This is a genomic window from Halobacillus halophilus DSM 2266 (genome assembly GCF_000284515.1).
Classification (GTDB): Bacteria; Bacillota; Bacilli; order Bacillales; family Halobacillaceae; genus Halobacillus; species Halobacillus halophilus.
The window spans coordinates 507,727-525,617 of sequence record NC_017668.1 but is presented as its reverse complement, the minus strand read 5'-3'; the positions used below and the strand labels follow the sequence as shown (position 1 = coordinate 525,617).

Genomic DNA, 17,891 nt, shown 5'->3' with positions numbered 1-17,891 from the left:
AAGGGAACTCCCATAGTTTACATGATTAAGAAAATGATTCGATATACGATTTCAATACATGTACTCCCTGGACACAATCATTCAGCGAAGACCATTCATCCGGAGTATGGCTGACACCGTCTTTACTCTTAACAAACAGCATAGCGACAGGCAAATAATGGCCGATAATCAAAGCGTCGTGTCCGGCTCCGCTTGGCAGCTCCATTGGCTCAATACCGTGCTGCTCTAAAGCCTGACCCAGCTTTTCCTTTAAGTGATCAGGAATCGGTACAGGATCTACTTTCAAGGTCTGACGAAAGCGGTATTCCACCTCAAGCTCTTTTGAAATCCGTGCCGCTTCTTTCTCAATCCGTTCAATCAATTGGTTCCTAGTTTCTTCGAAGATATCACGAACATCGACATTCAAAGCAACTTTTCCAGGAATAACGTTAATTCCATTCGGATATACATTCAGCTTACCTACCGTTGCTACAGCAGAATCACTATATTCCCTTGGAAGATCATAAATATTTCGAATGAATTCTCCAGCCGCCACCAGCGCATCCTGACGCTCCGTCATAGGCGTATTGCCGGCGTGACCAGCTTCTCCAATGAAATCAAATTCCAGCCAGCTCGGTCCAGCAATTCCTTCGACAATACCAACTGGCAGGTTATTCTGCTCAAGTCTCTTTCCTTGTTCAATATGGACTTCCACAAACGTCTCGATTTCTTCTAAATTTCGAACAGCACCGGCAAAGGTTTCAGTAGAAAGCCCAATTCCATTCATGACTTCCTCAAAGCTTTTTCCATCCTGATCAGTAAGTTCTCCTTGCAGCTCAATATCCGCCGTTCCTGTCATAGCACGACTCCCTGTAAGACCACTGTTGAAGCGGGCTCCTTCTTCATCGGAAAAGATAACCACTTCGTACGGCACATCAGGCTGATAACCACTTGCTCTCCACGCCTCAACTACTTCAAGAGCTGAAAGAACTCCGAGAGGTCCGTCAAAGTGGCCACCGTTAGGTACACTATCCAGGTGTGAACCACTTAAAACGGCGGGTTTCTCAGGATCTTTACCTTCTAAACGACCGAATATATTTCCAGCTCCATCCTTAGATATCGCAAGCCCCGCTTCCTTCATCCACTCGATGGCCAGCTCTTTAGCCTGCTTCTCTTCTTGAGAAAAGCCAATGCGCATGCTTCCTTTATCTTCTGTTAATCCAATCTCAGACAGAAGATGCAGGCGCCTGGCCAGGCGGTCTCCGCTTACGCCATTATAATCATAACGATTATCGTAATCCTTGATTAATTCTCGATGTAAATCCCATTCCGAACTCACACGATCACTCGCTTTCCCTGTATTTTTATATAACTTTCCTTCTTTAATACCGTGACAACTCTATCTTTATTCTCTAATACGCGAATTTTCGGAACTAGAACCGTGCAGTACTCCAAGATAGTCAACTATTCCCTCTTAAATAATACCTTGAAGACTTAAAATCAACTCAGAAATCATCGCAGATCCAAGAAAAGTACCAAGCAGTACAAGGCTGGCAACTACGATAGTTCTCCAGCCCAGTCGTACAAAATCGGTCCATGAACGGCCGATCGCGATTCCCGCGTAGGCAAGTATAGGTGTGGTAAGAGCCAGCAGTTCAACTTCATTCGTCCAGGCGACAATATAATCCGAGCCAGGCATCCACGGCATGGAAATGAGCACACCGATAATCGCTATGTAGGCGACACTAGGGAATTCAATAGGGATAAGCCTGTGCAGGATAAATCCTGCCAGACAGACAAGCACCAGAACAAGCATGCCCGGGGCTGCAGCCAGAGGCATAATGTCATATCCGAGCCAGTTGCCAAGCAAGGATGTTACGCCAAAAATAACTAATAATAAAGACCATTCCTGAATATTTTTTAACATGGCAAGCTTCCTCCTTTACCCTTTCTGTTTTCTAGTCATGACGCCATACAGCTTTTCTGTCAGGGGCAGCCCTATAAAAATACTAATGTAAAGGCCTGTTGAAAGAGATAATAGATTACTTGCTCCCGCAAATGCTACTATCTGGTTTTCTAAATCAGGAAACGCTTCAATAAGCGACCCGCTTGCTGCTGCCATCATACTGCCGCTACCGATTCCGGAGGCCATTGCAAAAGAAAGAGGATGAAGCGGGGTCACTGTAGCCAGAAAGCCAGAAATCAGCCCCATAAATACCGCTCCAAAAACCGTCCCAAAGATATAAACCGCCATAACACCCTGACCTTCAGCTGAACTGATGCCGTACTTGTCCATAATCAGTCCTACGTTGGGTTCCCTGGCTACAGAGTGCGTCATTCCAATCGACTCACGTTTTAATCCAAGCCATACGGCTACAGGTAAAGCGAGAAGAATCGTACCCAGGTTCCCTAACTCCTGCAGTAATAAAGCTGGGCCTGCTTCAATCAGCTGAGGCAGAGACGGACCAATGATAACGCCAATCTTAGCCAAAAGAAGGGCTACACCGAGAACGATAATCGGCTCAGCGTTCTTAGACTGCTTTTCCTTCACAATAGGAGTAAAATACAAGATCAGACCAATAATTAACGCATACAGCATCGGCAGCAGCAGAACCACACCCGGGCCAATGGTAAAACTGTACGTGCCGATTGCTTCCGTTACTAAGACGGTTATTAATACAAGAACATGAAGCCTCCAGTCTTTCCATAGTCCAGAGCCCATTCCAGTGCTCATACAACCACTCCTTCCACATCACTTTATTACTTTCACTCGTTGCAGTGTCATTCTATCACAACGCTAAAGATTATAGAGTATCGTACCGCACAATTTAAAAATTGAAAAGAGCCTGCTATGCACGTTTTTGTCAAAATTAAAAACGCAGCCAGCCTGCTGCGTTTTATCATCCTTTTAACTTTTTAACAGTTCATGAGTATCCAGCACAAATTTCTTAGCTGCCACTTTCAAACTACTGGAGCATCTGCAACATCGCAATATGTTGAGTTGTCTAAGTTTTACATAGTTCAGCCACTCGTACTGCATTAAAACCTGGCATAATAATCATGAAAAAGCCTTCCCCCATGAGGAGCCAGAATTTCATCCACGAACTTGATTAATTCACCTTTTTCCTGACGAGTATAAAAGGATTGAAGGCATTTTGTTAACTGGCCAGCCAAAGCTTCGTCATAGTTTTTCAGAGAACGATACATCCATTTACCCTCTCCTACCCACTTCTGATTGATTCTTAGGATAAACTGGTGCAGACTTTCTATCAGCGCACTGACGGAATAAATATCTTCTTCCGGCATGGTGGATCCCTCCAGATCATCCAACTTGTCGGAAATCGCGTACCGCAATTCATCCAGTTTACTCGGAGATAAAGCACTAGGGCCTTCTAATAAACTGCCTTGGGCTTCTTCTATAATTTTTTCAGCTTCCTTGCCCCCTTTGAGGACCGTACCCTCCGCACACATGCGGGTCATCAAGGGTACTCCATGCTGAGTTTCTATAAAAAACGCATCTTCCAGGGAATTTTCATTATGGACAAACGCTTCAATCGGCCATTCGCAATAATAATACGATTTTCGAAAGGGTTCCTGATCAATAATCACGATATCCAGATCTGATGAATGCGTCTCCTCGCCACGAACGACGCTTCCTGAGAGTACAGCAATCTGGCAAGCCGGAAAATATAAATCAATAAATGCGCGGGCTGTGTGAAAGGCATCTCTTTTCAAGGGATCTTCCCACCTTTTGTGCATTTTTTGAAAACGCAAATATGTTCATCAATATGATATTCAGAAGGCAGGGCAGTGTTCGGTGAGCCGTAAGGGCTAAATTAGTGAATTGAGATTATTAAATAGCCCGGATAATGAAAATTGGTTCTAAAATATTGATTTACCGGTTCTCACATTATTTCCATAGAATACTTCCACTTCAATTGGCTTGCATAGATAATAGTCTATTCTTCGACTAAGCTGGATTGATCCTTTAACTTATTTAACATCCCTATAGTTAGTTTGGTTACTTCACTGGATACCTGTGAAGAATAAATATAACCACCAGAATGTACACCTCAAGAAATTCCTTTTACTGGATGACCTGAGGTGGTAAATAAAGGGAGTTTTTACTGACCTTCTGTTTTTACATTAATTTTTTCGTTTAACTAAATACCTGTGGTGGTACCCATACTATGTGAGGGGATAAGTAAATAAACAAATGTAAGCTATGCTGGGTGAGGTGATGATTGTTATGAGTGCGGCTTTTTTAATTACAGTATTTATTATTGGTCTGGCAGGCTCCTTCCTATCTGGACTTGTTGGTATAGGAGGCGCTATTGTCAATTATCCAATGCTTCTTTATATCCCGCCCTTACTTGGGTTTAGCGGATTCAGCGCCCATACAGCTGCGGGCGTCGTAGCTGTGCAAGTATTAGCCGCTTCTTTTGGAGGAGCACTCGGGTACCGGAAAGGAAACCAACTCTATAAACCGCTGATTTTATATATGGGAATTGCTGTTTTAATAGGCAGCCTCATCGGCGGTTTTGGAGCAAAGTATCTATCCGAACACATCATCAACTTGATCTATGCTATATTAGCTTTGATAGCGGTCGTTATGATGTTCATCCCTGCCAAAGCCAGCAACGAGCAGCGGGAAAATATCTCATTCAATAAATGGATTGCCTCTGGTTCTGCCTTTATTGTCGGAATAGGTGCCGGTATTGTGGGAGCAGGAGGAGCATTCTTACTTGTCCCTATCATGCTCGTTATGCTTCGAATACCGACGAGAATCACGATTGCTTCTTCCCTGGCAATAACGTTCATCTCCTCAGTAGGAGCAGTAACAGGTAAGCTGTTTTCTGGAGATGTTCCACTCTTGCCTGCAGCCGTCATTGCCGTTGCAAGTATCCTCACTTCCCAGCTTGGAGCTAAAGCAGGACAAAACACGAATACAAACGTACTGCAATGGATTTTAGCATTATTAATTGCAGGAACAGCTATTAAAGTATGGTCAGATATTTTATTCTAACGATTTTAAATTGGAGGGGTAATTATGGCATTACAACCATTAACAGCTAAACAGCTGGCACAAAAAATTCTCTCAAACAAAGAAGTATTCATTCTTGATATTAGGAAAGAAGAAGATTTCAATGATTGGGCCATTGAAGGCGAGAATGTCCGCAGTCTTAACGTCCCTTATAAACAGCTCGAGAACGATCCATCTTCAGTAAAAGAGCAACTTCCTAAAGATCAGACTATCTATGTAGTTTGTGCAAAAGGGATTTCCTCCCAAAAAGGTGTGGAAATGCTAGAAGAGGCTGGAGTCACGGACGTCACCTATGTAGAAGGTGGTATGACAGCCTGGAGCGAACATTTAGAACCTATGAAAATTGGGGATCTTTCTGGAGGAGGAGAACTTTATCAATTCCTTCGCCTTGGTAAAGGCTGCCTATCCTACATGGTTATTTCCAATGGTGAAGCTGCCGTAGTGGATGCTGTCCGTATGACAGACACTTATAAGAATTTTGCGGATGAAAAAGGTGTATCCATTCAATATGTACTGGATACTCACCTTCACGCCGACCACATCTCAGGTGGAAAAACATTAGCTGACCAAACCGAAGCTGACTATTACTTCCCGCCTAAAGATGACGAAGGCTTAACGTTCAACTATAACAAACTCGAAGACGGGACCGAGATTACCGTGGGCGATACCGCTAAAATCTCTGCCTTTTATTCACCGGGGCACACGATAGGAAGTACAAGCTTTATTGTAGATAATCAATACTTGCTCACTGGCGATATTCTGTTCTTAGACTCTATTGGCCGACCAGATCTGGCTGGAAAAGCCGATGACTGGGTGGATGACCTGCGTAAGACACTATATGAGCGTTATCAGCTTCTTTCTCAGGACTTAACGGTGCTGCCGGCTCATTTCGGTGCTATGAAGGAAGTTAATCAAAACGGCACTGTTCAGGCGAAGCTTGCCGAGCTGTATGAGCATAATGACCGTTTAAATGTAGAAGACGATGAGGAGTTCAGACATCTTGTCACGGATGGACTGCCTCCACAGCCGAATAGTCATGAAGAAATCCGTCAAATTAATATGGGCCAGAAAGATCCAGATCAGGAAGAAAAACGCGAAATGGAAGTTGGTCCAAACCGCTGTGCTGTATAAGCGGAGCCATTGACTACCAAAGCGCTGCGATTTGAAAAGACGTGACTCGTCAAAAAACTTAGATACACTAAAAAAGCTGGAGCAGAAGGGAATTCCTTTCTGCTCCAGCTTTTTTAACTACAATTATGCTTTAACCCAATTCGGTGTGAGTTCAACATCTGCTGCTTCAAGTGTCGTATAAACAGGGCAGCGGGAGTCTACCGTTTCCTGTAATTCTTTCACACGCTCTTCTGATTCGCTGGTGTGCACGGTAGCATTTACCGTAACTTTCTGGAAATAAGGGCGTACACCTTTTTCTCCCATCATTCCTCTGGAATCCAATTCTCCATTGATCTCAAAATCAATGCCCTGAAGATCAAAATCCATTTCTTTAGCTACAAAGTTGGCTACGGCATTTTCGCAACCCGCAAGTGAAGCAAGCAATGTTTCAAGAGGATTGGCACCTTCGTCGCTTCCACCCATTTTTGCTGGCTCATCAATTACGATCTGGTGATCGCGAGCTGTACTTTTCGTGTTCATACCTTTTGCCACTGCTGATATTTTTTCGTTCATTTTAGCCAATTGAATCATTCTCCTTTATCTAGGTAGTTTAATCGAATCATAGCAATAATATCTTTTAAGATGGAAATGTCCTGATAATTTTTCATTAACAAAATTCCACCTTCAATTTGAGCAACCACAACACGAGCATGCTGTAAAGCCTGATCTTCACCACGTAAATCTTTCATTACGTCAGCAAGATGATTAATCCATTGATCGATCAGATTATTGATCTTAAGACGAAACTCTTCATCATGTTCACTCATTTCAATAGCCAGGTTTCCAAAGGGGCATCCACTGAGTGCTTGAGTGCTCACATGATAATTCACAGCCCATTCCAACATGTTTTCCATCTTCTTTTCTGCAGAAAAAGAAGAGTGGAAAACACCTTGAATCAATTCCCGATCCCACATTTCAGCATAATAATCCACAATTGTTAAACCTAACTCTCTTTTTGAAGAGAAATAGTGATAGAACTGACCTTTTCCTATATCGGAAGCCTGCATAATATCACTCAATTTTGTGGCCTCATAACCTTTTGTGTGAATTAACTCAGCTGCAGCGCTAATGATTTCTCTTTTCTTTTCACTCACAATATCACCCAATCCGTATTTTTATACCTACTGGCCGGTACAGAAACACGACCGCCTATCCTCCTTTTCAAGGTAGGAAGATATGAGCAGCCATTTTGCTAGGTGAATTGCCCTGACGTTCGATCACTTATCTGTATTCCCCAATACGATAAAACCTCAAAACCAACCGGTTGGTACAAAACAACTGTAACATTTAGGTATTTTGAATTCAAAGAAAGTAAACGATGATGTAATTCAGCTTACAATTTCTCTATCTCAGAAAGTGACACAGCCCCTATTCATACTTACTCATACGATATAAAGCTAGAAAGCCTCAACTATCAAACAAGAGTGAATATTTGGGATTCGGATATCGCGGCTTAGGATACGGTTACGCGATTGTTTATTTTCCTTATCATCGTAGGAGAAGCATTCGTATATTAATTGAAAGCACATTCGATACTCAGCTATCATCGGATGTGCTTTCTGTAATTATGTTCTTTTACTTGTATAGTAGAATGTCTACAAGAATTCCCCGGGTTAATCTTGATCGCTTATGAAAACAAACGAGAGCTATTCGAAATAAAGATTTGTGCCAGATGTTCTTCTGTTATCGCATTCTTTTCTTTAAGTTCTGGCACTACTCGTTTAAATAAGTGATCCGGCTGCCAGTTTTGAAGCAGATTCATAAGCTGATCGGGTAAAACGGGAGGGCGTCCCCACCATACATTGACCGTATCATGGGAAAGAAACAATTGTTTTTCATAACCTAATGCAAGCAAACCAGCGAGTACAGCCTTTCTCTCTTCGTCCATAGGGGCTCCAACAATGCCCTGTAATCCCCATCGATCCATCGCCATATAAACTCCCTGATTGAGTACCTGTAAGTGCTGATTTATATCGGTTGCTCCGCACATATGGCCAATCACAACTTTTGAAGGATCCGCTCCCTCTTCAATTAGAAACGCCGCCTGCTCAGGTCCCATTGTTCCCTCCTGGGTATGTGTTAAAAGCACAATACCTGTCTCTTTCTGCGCCCTTACCGCTGCTCGAAAAAACATACGTTCATAAGATGTAATTTCGTTTTTACTGGAGGCAAGTTTAATAATTCCTGGTTTAATACCTGTCCCTTCAATTCCATGCGTAATCTCTTCCATGAACATTTCATAAATTTCTTCTTCTGCCGTTCCCAGCTGCTGGCGGAACTTAAAATATGGAGTTGCTCCTTCACCTTCATAATAAAAGCCGGTTGCGCAAATAATGTTCAGCCCAGTATCTTCCGAAACAGCTTGGAGCAGCCGAACGTCACGCCCACACTCATTGGGCGTCGGATCCACCACTGTTTCAACCCCTTGCTGTTGGACCATTTCAGCAATTTCTATGCCCTGACGCTTTTTCTCTTCAAAGTCAAATCCTCCAAGTGTCATATCACCTTGAAATCCTGGATAACCAAAATAGAAATGCTCATGAATCAATGTTTTCCCTAACTTCTCTGTCTCCAACGGACCAAGTACAGTTTCTACCATTCCCATGTAAACATTCACCTCCGGAATTTTGACATACTAACTGGATAGTATGTCGTTTTCAAATAAAAAAGCCATTTCTTTTTAGTAAAACAGCTTCAATACTTTCACTATATCTATAGTTTTCTGAAAATTCAATGGATTGTTAATAGAATTAGTTTAAGATGACCGTGCCCTATTAAAAACAAAGCAATGTTAAAAGTTATTTTTGGTCTTTTATCAAAGAAGTTTTCAGCTATCGGGCCGGATTGTGGAAGACTCAGTTTCGAGATACTTTTATGACAAGAAAGGTCCTGCGGGGGATGATTCGCTTTCCGCGGGCATGTGCTGAGCCTCCTCAGTCTTCGACTTCTGGGGTCTCACCGATCATGTTTATCCCGCAGGAGTCTTCATCATCCCCCTCCGGACCTGGCCAAATCAGAAGCTCGAAACCACTTTAACTCGTAAGGAATTAGACCAGGGGGTTCTGTACCTATTTTCAGGGTATAACGATGCACAATAGCCTGTTATAAAAGCATTTAATGCAGATTAAGGAGAAGAACTTTCATCTTCTGGGAGGGTCCGTTCGCAACATTATAGTGGGGTTGGTGGGGAAATGATGAGACTCCCATGGGAGAAGGGACTAGGTGAGATCCCACAGGGAGTGAAACGACGAGGAAGCTCACCGTTCCCCCATAGGAAAGCGAGTTATTTCCCCATCAGCCCTTTTCCATATAACGTAAAGGACCCATTTATCTCGAAACTGAGTCTTAAAGAAAAGGAAGCTTAACTGTAATAAATCAATATGTAGATTAACAGAGCCAAAACGCAAAAAAGAGACTCCCTATAACGGGAAGTCTCTTCATTGTTTTATACAAAAATACTCAGAATCAATGCAACACTAAATCCTACAAGACCGATAATGGTTTCCATAACCGTCCAGGATTGAAGTGTTTCTTTTTCCGTCAATCCGAAATAACGGTTTACTAACCAGAAACCAGAGTCGTTAACGTGAGATACAACCGTTGCACCGGATGCAATTGCAATAACCAGTAGACCGAGCATAGGTTCACTTACATCAAAGGTATCAAGCAGTGGAGAAACTAGTCCAGCCGCTGTAATCATTGAAACGGTAGCAGAACCCTGCGCGACACGTACAACTGTAGCTGTAAGGAAGGCAAATACAAGGATTGGCATCTGCGTCTGTTCCATGGCATTGGCAAGAATATCTCCGATGCCAGATTGAATCAGCATTTCACCGAATACGCCACCGGCACCAGTTACCAGGATAATAATACCGGCCGGTTCAAGGGCTTTCGTCGTAATTTCCTGTACTTGTTCCTTGGAATAACCGCGTTTAATTCCGAAAATGTAGAACGTCAGCAATGCCGCTATCGTTAACGCTACAAATGGGTGACCCACGAACGTAAGAATGCTCTGTGCCGTGCTGTCATCGGGCAGCACAAGACCTGACAACGTATTGATTAGAATCAACACAAGGGGAAGGGTAATGATCGCTACAACACTTCCAAAGCTAGGAAGATTCTTTTGATCGTAATCCACATTCTTCACTTGTTCGAGCATATATTCTGGAACTCCAACATGAATTTTATTGGAAATATACTTACCAAAGACTGGTCCCGCAAGAATCATAGCCGGAATACCAGCTAAGAAACCGAATAGGATGACCCAGCCCAGGTCTGCGCCAAGCAAAGAAGCTACGGCGATCGGACCAGGAGTCGGCGGGATAAAACTATGCGTAACCGCAAGACCCGCAAGTAATGGAATACCAAAGTATAATAAAGATTTTTTCGTACGCTGTGTCAAACTGTAAAGCATTGGAACTAAGATAACGAGCGCAACATCAAGGAAAACCGGGATCGATACAATAAAACCGGTTAAACCAAGTGCCCAGCTAATGTTCTTTTCTCCAAACTTATCAATTAGTGTAAGAGCGAGTCGTTCCGCTCCTCCTGAAACACGAAGAATTTCACCGAACATGGCACCAAGACCGATAATTACGGCTACGTAACCAAGGGTACCTCCCATTCCGTCCTCAATTGTTGTTATGATATCTCCTGGATTCATTCCTACGGCCAAACCAACTAAAATACTGACGGTAAGTAACGCTACAAAGGCTTGAAGCTTGGTTTTCATAACTAAAAATAATAAGGCCACAACCGCTAATACGGCTACAATCACTAACCCCGCTGTCGATTCCATTTTAATCTTCTCCTCTCTTTATTAGATATTTATTTATGGTTGTCCATAAGTTCTCGCTGAACGTCTGAAATAGCACTGAATTCATCAGGCAATTTCCTGGCTAATCTTAAATAAATAGGTTTTAGCAAGCGATAAGTGTGTACATTCTCTGCAATCGGCGTGTGTTTCACTGTCGTTTGAAGAATGTTCTGGATACTTGAGAGATCATCAATCCAGTTTAAAGACTTCATAGCAAGCCAGGCAGCACCTAAGCATGAGCCCTGGTGGCTTTCTGGAATGATCATGTCTGTTTCAAACATGTCTGTCATAATCTGGCGCCACAGCTCAGAGCGTGCGAACCCTCCGCCTGCGCGGTATTCTACCGGCTCCACACCCGCTTCTGTCAACGCAAGCGCTACCGAATACATTTGGAACATGACGCCTTCAAGCACACTGCGAATCATATGATCTCTTCCATGATCAAGCGTCAATCCGAAGAAAACACCTTTTGTGTCTGCGTCCCAGAATGGAGCGCGCTCTCCCGTTAAATAAGGTAAGAACAACAATCCGCCTGACCCGGCACTTACACTGGAGGCACGTCTAGTTAATTCATCGTAAGCACTTTCCCCATTGGCAGCTGCTTTCTCTTGTAAGTCCGGAAACAATTGGTCACGCACCCAGCGGAATGAAATCCCACCGTTATTAATCGGTCCGCCAATTACCCACTGATCTTCCGTAAGCGCGTAGCAGAACGTTCTGCCTTTGGGATCAACCGCCGGCTCAGACACCACTGTTCGAATCGCCCCACTTGTTCCTACCGTACAGGCAATTGAGCCAGGCGTAATCGCCCCAACGCCTATGTTCGCAAGTACTCCATCACTTGCACCGATTACAAAAGGGGTTTCAGAGTCAAGGCCCAGTGCCTCAGCATGTTCACTGGAAAGTCCGCGAATGATTTCTGTCGTTGGGACAGGTTCAGACAGCTGTTCCGCTGAAACTCCTGCTGTTTCCAGAGCTTCTTGATCCCAAGTCAGTTCCTTTAAGTTAAAGAGACCTGTTGCTGAAGCAATGGAATGATCGACGACGAAGCGGTTAAATAACTTGTAGAAAACGTATTCCTTAAGGGAAATCCATTTAGACGTCTTAGCAAACAGTTCAGGTTCATGCCGTTTCATCCAAATCAATTTTGTAAGTGGAGACATCGGGTGCACCGGCGTTCCAGTGCGCAAGTATATTTCATGTCCTCTTCCCGCTTTCAGCTCTTCCGCTTCTTTAACTGAACGCTGATCAGCCCATGTAAGAGCGTTGGTCAGTAAACGTCCATCTTCGTCTACAGCCAAAAGGCTGTGCATAGCTGCGCTGAAACTGACAGCTGCAATCTCTCTACCTTTTTGCTTAACCGTGCGTGAAACCTCTGTCAGCGTATAAATAACAGCCTCATAGATTTCATCGGGATCCTGTTCTTTACGATCCGCTTCAGGAGAATAGAGCGGATACTCTTTTTCTACCTCCGCATATATACGACCTTCCTGATCGTAAGCTAATGTTTTCGTACTAGTTGTACCAATATCGATGGCGACAATAAGTTCTCTTTTCATATCATTTTCCTCCACGACATGTGCTAGATTGATAAGTTAAACGGTAACCGCTTTCAATTCGCAGAAAAAAATATCTTTTAAAAGCTGGATTTGCTAACGAAATTTTTTTCTTTCACTAATGATTATACATAAAATTTTTTTCAATTCAACCCTGATTATGAAACTAATTTTCATAAAAATCGTGATCGTATCCTTTGTCCACTCCCATAATAAGGATTTCCATCCATCTCAAGGCGGAATAAAAAATTTTTTCATTGAAAAAGGAAAGCCCCGTTGAATAGGGCTTTCCTTTTTCCCTTACCATTCAGCTATACTGTTATCATCGTGACGCCATATCGGATTATGCCAGTTATGCCCTTCTTTTGCTCGTTTTCTAACATACTCTTCATCAATTTCAATGCCGAGCCCAGGCCCCTGTGGAATCTTTACAAAACCATTCTCATAATCAAACACACTACGGTCTTTTATATAATCCAGCAGATCATTGTCTTTATTGTAATGAATCCCAAGGCTTTGCTCCTGAATGGTTGCGTTATGAGATGTAGCGTCCACGTGCAGGCAGGAAGCAAGAGCGATAGGTCCAAGTGGACAATGCGGAGCCAGAGCTACATCGTACGCCTCCGCCATCGAAGCAATCTTCTTAGTTTCCGTAATTCCTCCTGCGTGGGAGATGTCCGGCTGGATCACATCAACATATCCATCGGATAATAGATTCTTAAAGTCCCAGCGGGAGAACATTCGTTCACCCGTAGCAATAGGAATATGCGTATGTTGCGCAATTTCCCTCAGTCCTTCATTATTTTCGGCAAGCACAGGTTCTTCCAGGAACATAGGGCGGTAGGGTTCCAGTTCTTTAGCCAGTACTTTAGCCATTGGCTTATGTACTCGTCCGTGGAAATCGATTCCTATCCCTACTCCTTTGCCAACCGCTTCCCGTACGGATGCTACCCGCTCCACAGTTTCATCGATTTTTTCATAGGAGTCAAGATACTGCACTTCTTCCGTTCCATTCATCTTAATCGCCTGAAATCCTGTATTTACCGCTTCTTTAGCGGCCTGGCCTACATCAGAAGGACGGTCGCCGCCAATCCATGAGTAAATTTTAATAGAGTCACGGCAGGCTCCCCCGAGCAATTGATAGATGGGCGCATTGTAATACTTCCCTTTAATATCCCATAATGCCTGATCGATTCCGGAAAGAGCACTCATCAGAATCGGTCCGCCCCGATAAAAGCCTGAGCGGTAAAGCATATTCCAGTGGTCCTCAATTCGGAAAGGATCCTTTCCAATTAAATTCTCCATCAATTCTTCAACGGCTGCCTTTACTGTGTGGGCTCTTCCTTCAATCACCGGTTCTCCCCATCCGGCAATCCCTTCATCCGTTTCAATCTTTAAGAATAACCACCTTGGCGGTACTTGAAATAGTTCATAACTTCTAATTTTCATTTCTGTTCCTCCTCATAAGCTTTTATGACTTCCAGCGCTCCATGAAACGCGGCCATATCACTGCTTTTTTCATCAAGTTCACGAATTTCACAATCCTGTTCAAGCTTTTGCAGTAGATAAACAAACAATTCTCTGAGCGGACTGGAACCTCCAACCATAACCCAATCAAGTCTATCCAGCTTTGAAAGTGCTAGTTTAAGAGCTTTCCAATCTTCATGAAAAAGGACCCCAGCCATATAGTTGGCTCGTTCATTAGCATTAACTTTACCTTGCAGATCCAGGAGACGAACGTGGAACAAAGCCCGTGTGACTCCGACTTTCTCACACGATGTGAACCCTTCATCAAAGTAACGAGAGATGAATGACTCAATCAACTCCTCCTTAAGCGAGCCGGACAGAATCGTTTCTGATTGAACCGCTTTCAAAAGTTCGCCAGCAAGTGTCGTGTAACTTTTCTTCAGGGTCCCATCCTCTTCGACAAATACGAATTTCGTATGGGAGCCTGGCAGAACCATTAGTCCTTCACCATGCGGCCGCTGCTGATTCCAAAGCCCAATCGATTCCACTTCTTCCCCGCGCATCACATCATACTCATCTATCGAACTACTTTCTGCCGTTCCTTCGAGACTGATACTCTTCATACCCGGAATAAACAAACAGGGAATATGAAAAAATTCTTCGAGCCTGACCATTTTTGCTTGAGCAGCTAAATCTTTCACCCCTGCAGGTCCAGTCACATGTGGAACTTCGAAAAGACCGATATTTGATGTGATCATGCCCGAAGCCGCCATATAATCCACATCTGATCGTTCTAATCCATTACGCTCCACCAGTGACCGAATCCCTTCTTGCAAATACGATTTTAGACGATCTGTATTTCCATCCATTGCCGTATTTCGGATACCGGCTTCTATTTTAAGAACATCGGTCAATTGACCTTCTTCTCCTGCTGACAGGCGCAGACGCGAATTGGTCGTTCCGCAATCGATGATTATTTTTGCCATAACGTCCCTCCTCAATCTTTAAAGACTTGATCTCGAATGGCCACAAGCTCTCTCGCTGCTGCTTCAATTTTATAAAACTCTTCTTGTTCCACCCATGTTGGATGAACCAATGCACTCCCAAGCCCAACGGAGTGCCAGCCCGTTTTCAAATACTCTTCTAAATTCGATGATGAAATCCCTCCGACCGCCATTCCATTAATGAATGGCATGGGGCCTTTTAAATCCTTTATATAACGAGCATTCACCTGAGTTGCAGGAAAAACCTTTACCAGGGATGCCCCGTACTCGTAGGCCGTTAAAACTTCGGTTGGTGTAAAAACGCCCGGAATCACTGGGATGTCATAACGGTTTCCAGTTTGAATGGTTTCCTCCTTCAACGTCGGCGCCAGCATGAAATCAGCTCCTGAGTGAATAGCTTCGCGGGCCGAGCTGCCATCAAGTACAGTCCCCGCTCCAACGATCATATCCGGATATTGCTTCTTCACTTGTTGAATGGTTTCCAGTGCACGTGGTGTATTCATCGTTATTTCAACAATACGAATGCCGCCGTCATATAGACTTTTCACTATAGATTCGAGATATTGTGTATCTTGAAGCCGCAGAATGGCCACCAGCTTTTCCTTTTCAATCAATTCTAGTACGGTCATCAAAATCTCCTCTCCAAACGTTCCTCATTACGGAACATCGTTCCATTTTATAATTATAAAAAAAGATCAACTACTAGAAAACTAAAGTATTCCAGCTGTCTTTGTCAACTATCTTTCTCTTTTTCAATATCCAAGCCTACGTGAAATCTCAAGTGCGGTATGCAAGAGACTGCCCGTACAAGATTCAACTTTTTCTTCTGTCATCCTTGAAGTGGAACCAGCCACGCTAATAGCCGCTATCGCTTCGCCGCGATGATTCCAAATCGGTGCTGCTGTACAACGGATCCCCTCTTCATGCTCTTCATTATCTATCGAATAACCCCGTTCACGTATGTGCCCCAGGTGCTTTTTCAACTTATCCTTATCCGTAATGGTATGGGGCGTAAACTTCTTTAGTGTGAGGGTACTCATTAGATGATCCTCTGCTTCATTGGAAGCAAAAGCGAGCAGGGCTTTTCCAATGCCCGTGCAATATAACGGAGCCCGTTTACCAACGGAAGAGTACATACGAATCGGAGCATACCGCTCTACTTTATCCACATATATGACTTCTGCCTCTTCTCTTATTCCTAAATGAATAGTCTCGCCTGTCTCCTGGGCGAGCTTAACCAAATAAGGATTTGCAGTTGTTCGGATATCCATGTTTTCCGAGACGGTCTCGCCAAGTTCAAGCAATTTTAATCCTAGACGATACTTCTCAAGCATGTCATCTTGTCTGACATACCCTTTTTGTTTTAATGAAGCCAGCAGTCTATGAACCGTGCTTTTTGCCACATCTAAACGATGAGCAATTTCTGTAACTCCAAGCCCATCAGGGTTCTCTTGTAAAAGCTGAAGAATAGTTAAAGCCCGGTCTACAGATTGTACGGTGGATGCTGTTCGCTCACTCATTCTTATTCCCCTCCTCTATTATTCATAGCTTATCACATTCAACTTTGCTTCAGGCGAATGATCATTTATTCAATCCGTTCAAGCTAGTACACAAGCATCAGTCCTTTGTTCCAGAAGAACTGGAATAGACCTACGCTCTTAGTTAATAAAACGAGGGGAATGGTTAAGAGTTTTTCTATGCTTTTCGACTAAACGGATGAATGATGCGGCTCAAGATCTTCATTAAATTTAAATCTTTATTTGTAATCATACTCTCAATTAACTGAATGTTAATTGACTTTGTAATTAGATCCAAATGATCATTGTTGAATTTCTCCATGGTTCTGCGTAAGGTAAGAGAATCATGATAACTCTGAGAAAGCGGCTTAACAAGTTTAGTGTAATCACCAACACCTGCAATATCATGCGCTGCATAGATTCCTGTCAGCATCGATTCAAATTGGCCAAAGCCAAATACAGGCGTAATAGATCCCCAGCAATTTCCAATAAAAAATGTATTTCCAATTCGATCGGTTTCTGTCTTTCCAATGCGATAATCCTTTATGGAATACTCATTGATAATTGCAAATTCTTGATCCAATCGTTTACAACAATCTTCCCAACACATCTTCCATAACTGGTCCTTATCTAAATGCTCATTCTCAGGATATTGTGGATAAACCAGTACAAGCGAAGCTTCACAATCAGAATGGGGCAGTAAATAGGCCATTCCTTTAGGAGCATAATCGTGATTAAAAAACACATGAGCCTCTGTCCTATTAAAATCGCCCCTGATGACTGCTCCTTTAAAACTTGCTTTAAAGGCAACATCATAGGCCTGTATTTTTTTTGTATCCAGTGGATCCCCTGTAGCTAAAACGATATGCGTGTATTCTTTTGAGAGTTCCTCATAAGTAACATTCTGGTTATATTTAATTTTTCCTTTCAGCTGACTTTCCATTTGCTTTTCATAAGAATCAGGGTGTTTCCCTCTCATATTGGTGAATCCAAGATGGCCATTGATAAAGGAAGACTCATTTTTTGAATAAAAATATACTTTTTGCAGATTGCTGGAAGGCTTTAAGTGAATATCATGTGTCTCCGATAGAAATTTAATCGCGTCATCATAAGGAGTGTGAAACATGGAAAACATGGCTTCCGCTATGACAAATCGATCCCCTACTTCTTCCCGTCTTTCAAAAATATCCGCTTGATAGCCATATTTTTCAAGGGTTAATGCACACGAAAGTCCTGCTAGACCGGATCCCATAATTGCTATGTTCATATGCTGACTCCTCCAGAAATTCTTGATTATCTTAGTATGAATAAAAAGAGTCATCTTATGCGGGAGTTTCC

General features: G+C 43.0%; 16 protein-coding genes. 2 read left to right on the top strand and 14 right to left on the bottom strand.

The window, feature by feature from the left end; genetic code table 11:
- Positions 1 to 25: 25 nt before the first annotated feature.
- From HBHAL_RS02680 to HBHAL_RS02665, 4 genes are all read right to left on the bottom strand, one after another.
- Positions 26 to 1,318 carry a Zn-dependent hydrolase gene (locus tag HBHAL_RS02680; RefSeq protein ID WP_014641790.1) on the bottom strand — a complete coding sequence of 431 codons (1,293 nt, stop codon included), beginning with the start codon at positions 1,316 to 1,318 and terminating at the stop codon, positions 26 to 28.
- A 135-nt stretch (positions 1,319 to 1,453) separates the two neighbouring features.
- Positions 1,454 to 1,906: a hypothetical protein gene (locus HBHAL_RS02675; RefSeq protein ID WP_014641789.1), complete on the bottom strand. Its 453-nt coding sequence runs from the start codon at positions 1,904 to 1,906 to the stop codon at positions 1,454 to 1,456.
- A 15-nt stretch (positions 1,907 to 1,921) separates the two neighbouring features.
- Complete coding sequence (locus HBHAL_RS02670; RefSeq protein ID WP_014641788.1) at positions 1,922 to 2,713, bottom strand: DUF3100 domain-containing protein; 792 nt, start codon at positions 2,711 to 2,713, stop codon at positions 1,922 to 1,924.
- 305 nt (positions 2,714 to 3,018) lie between these two features.
- A complete protein-coding gene (locus tag HBHAL_RS02665; RefSeq protein ID WP_014641787.1) occupies positions 3,019 to 3,714 on the bottom strand; it encodes a nucleotidyltransferase domain-containing protein in 696 nt (231 codons plus the stop codon).
- Between the two features lie 514 nt (positions 3,715 to 4,228).
- Here HBHAL_RS02665 and HBHAL_RS02660 point away from each other — a divergent pair.
- Positions 4,229 to 5,005 (top strand): sulfite exporter TauE/SafE family protein, encoded by a 777-nt coding sequence (locus tag HBHAL_RS02660; protein WP_041601523.1) that lies wholly within the window; start codon positions 4,229 to 4,231, stop codon positions 5,003 to 5,005.
- Between the two features lie 24 nt (positions 5,006 to 5,029).
- The gene (locus tag HBHAL_RS02655) at positions 5,030 to 6,154 is read left to right on the top strand and encodes an MBL fold metallo-hydrolase (RefSeq protein WP_014641785.1); all 1,125 of its coding nucleotides are present in this window, start codon (positions 5,030 to 5,032) and stop codon (positions 6,152 to 6,154) included.
- A gap of 123 nt (positions 6,155 to 6,277) precedes the next feature.
- On the opposite strand, the gene HBHAL_RS02650 is transcribed toward HBHAL_RS02655, so the two are convergent.
- The 10 genes from HBHAL_RS02650 to HBHAL_RS02605 form a co-directional block, all read right to left on the bottom strand.
- A complete protein-coding gene (locus HBHAL_RS02650) occupies positions 6,278 to 6,724 on the bottom strand; it encodes an OsmC family protein (protein ID WP_087946031.1) in 447 nt (148 codons plus the stop codon).
- Positions 6,721 to 7,287: a TetR/AcrR family transcriptional regulator gene (locus tag HBHAL_RS02645; RefSeq protein ID WP_014641783.1), complete on the bottom strand. Its 567-nt coding sequence runs from the start codon at positions 7,285 to 7,287 to the stop codon at positions 6,721 to 6,723. The genes HBHAL_RS02650 and HBHAL_RS02645 overlap by 4 nt, the downstream gene beginning before the upstream one ends.
- Before the next feature lie 533 nt (positions 7,288 to 7,820).
- The gene (locus tag HBHAL_RS02640) at positions 7,821 to 8,798 is read right to left on the bottom strand and encodes a phosphotriesterase family protein (RefSeq protein WP_014641782.1); all 978 of its coding nucleotides are present in this window, start codon (positions 8,796 to 8,798) and stop codon (positions 7,821 to 7,823) included.
- Positions 8,799 to 9,638: 840 nt separating this feature from the next.
- Positions 9,639 to 10,991: a GntP family permease gene (locus HBHAL_RS02635; protein ID WP_014641781.1), complete on the bottom strand. Its 1,353-nt coding sequence runs from the start codon at positions 10,989 to 10,991 to the stop codon at positions 9,639 to 9,641.
- A gap of 29 nt (positions 10,992 to 11,020) precedes the next feature.
- The gene (gene gntK / locus HBHAL_RS02630; RefSeq protein WP_014641780.1) at positions 11,021 to 12,568 is read right to left on the bottom strand and encodes a gluconokinase; all 1,548 of its coding nucleotides are present in this window, start codon (positions 12,566 to 12,568) and stop codon (positions 11,021 to 11,023) included.
- A 297-nt stretch (positions 12,569 to 12,865) separates the two neighbouring features.
- The gene (gene dgoD / locus HBHAL_RS02625) at positions 12,866 to 14,014 is read right to left on the bottom strand and encodes a galactonate dehydratase (protein WP_014641778.1); all 1,149 of its coding nucleotides are present in this window, start codon (positions 14,012 to 14,014) and stop codon (positions 12,866 to 12,868) included.
- Positions 14,011 to 15,018, bottom strand: a complete 1,008-nt coding sequence (locus HBHAL_RS02620) for a 2-dehydro-3-deoxygalactonokinase (RefSeq protein ID WP_014641777.1) — start codon at positions 15,016 to 15,018, stop codon at positions 14,011 to 14,013. The genes dgoD and HBHAL_RS02620 overlap by 4 nt, the downstream gene beginning before the upstream one ends.
- A gap of 11 nt (positions 15,019 to 15,029) precedes the next feature.
- Positions 15,030 to 15,665: a bifunctional 4-hydroxy-2-oxoglutarate aldolase/2-dehydro-3-deoxy-phosphogluconate aldolase gene (locus tag HBHAL_RS02615; RefSeq protein ID WP_014641776.1), complete on the bottom strand. Its 636-nt coding sequence runs from the start codon at positions 15,663 to 15,665 to the stop codon at positions 15,030 to 15,032.
- A gap of 123 nt (positions 15,666 to 15,788) precedes the next feature.
- The gene (locus HBHAL_RS02610; RefSeq protein WP_014641775.1) at positions 15,789 to 16,556 is read right to left on the bottom strand and encodes an IclR family transcriptional regulator; all 768 of its coding nucleotides are present in this window, start codon (positions 16,554 to 16,556) and stop codon (positions 15,789 to 15,791) included.
- Positions 16,557 to 16,731: 175 nt separating this feature from the next.
- Positions 16,732 to 17,820: an FAD-dependent oxidoreductase gene (locus HBHAL_RS02605; RefSeq protein ID WP_014641774.1), complete on the bottom strand. Its 1,089-nt coding sequence runs from the start codon at positions 17,818 to 17,820 to the stop codon at positions 16,732 to 16,734.
- Positions 17,821 to 17,891 lie beyond the last annotated feature (71 nt).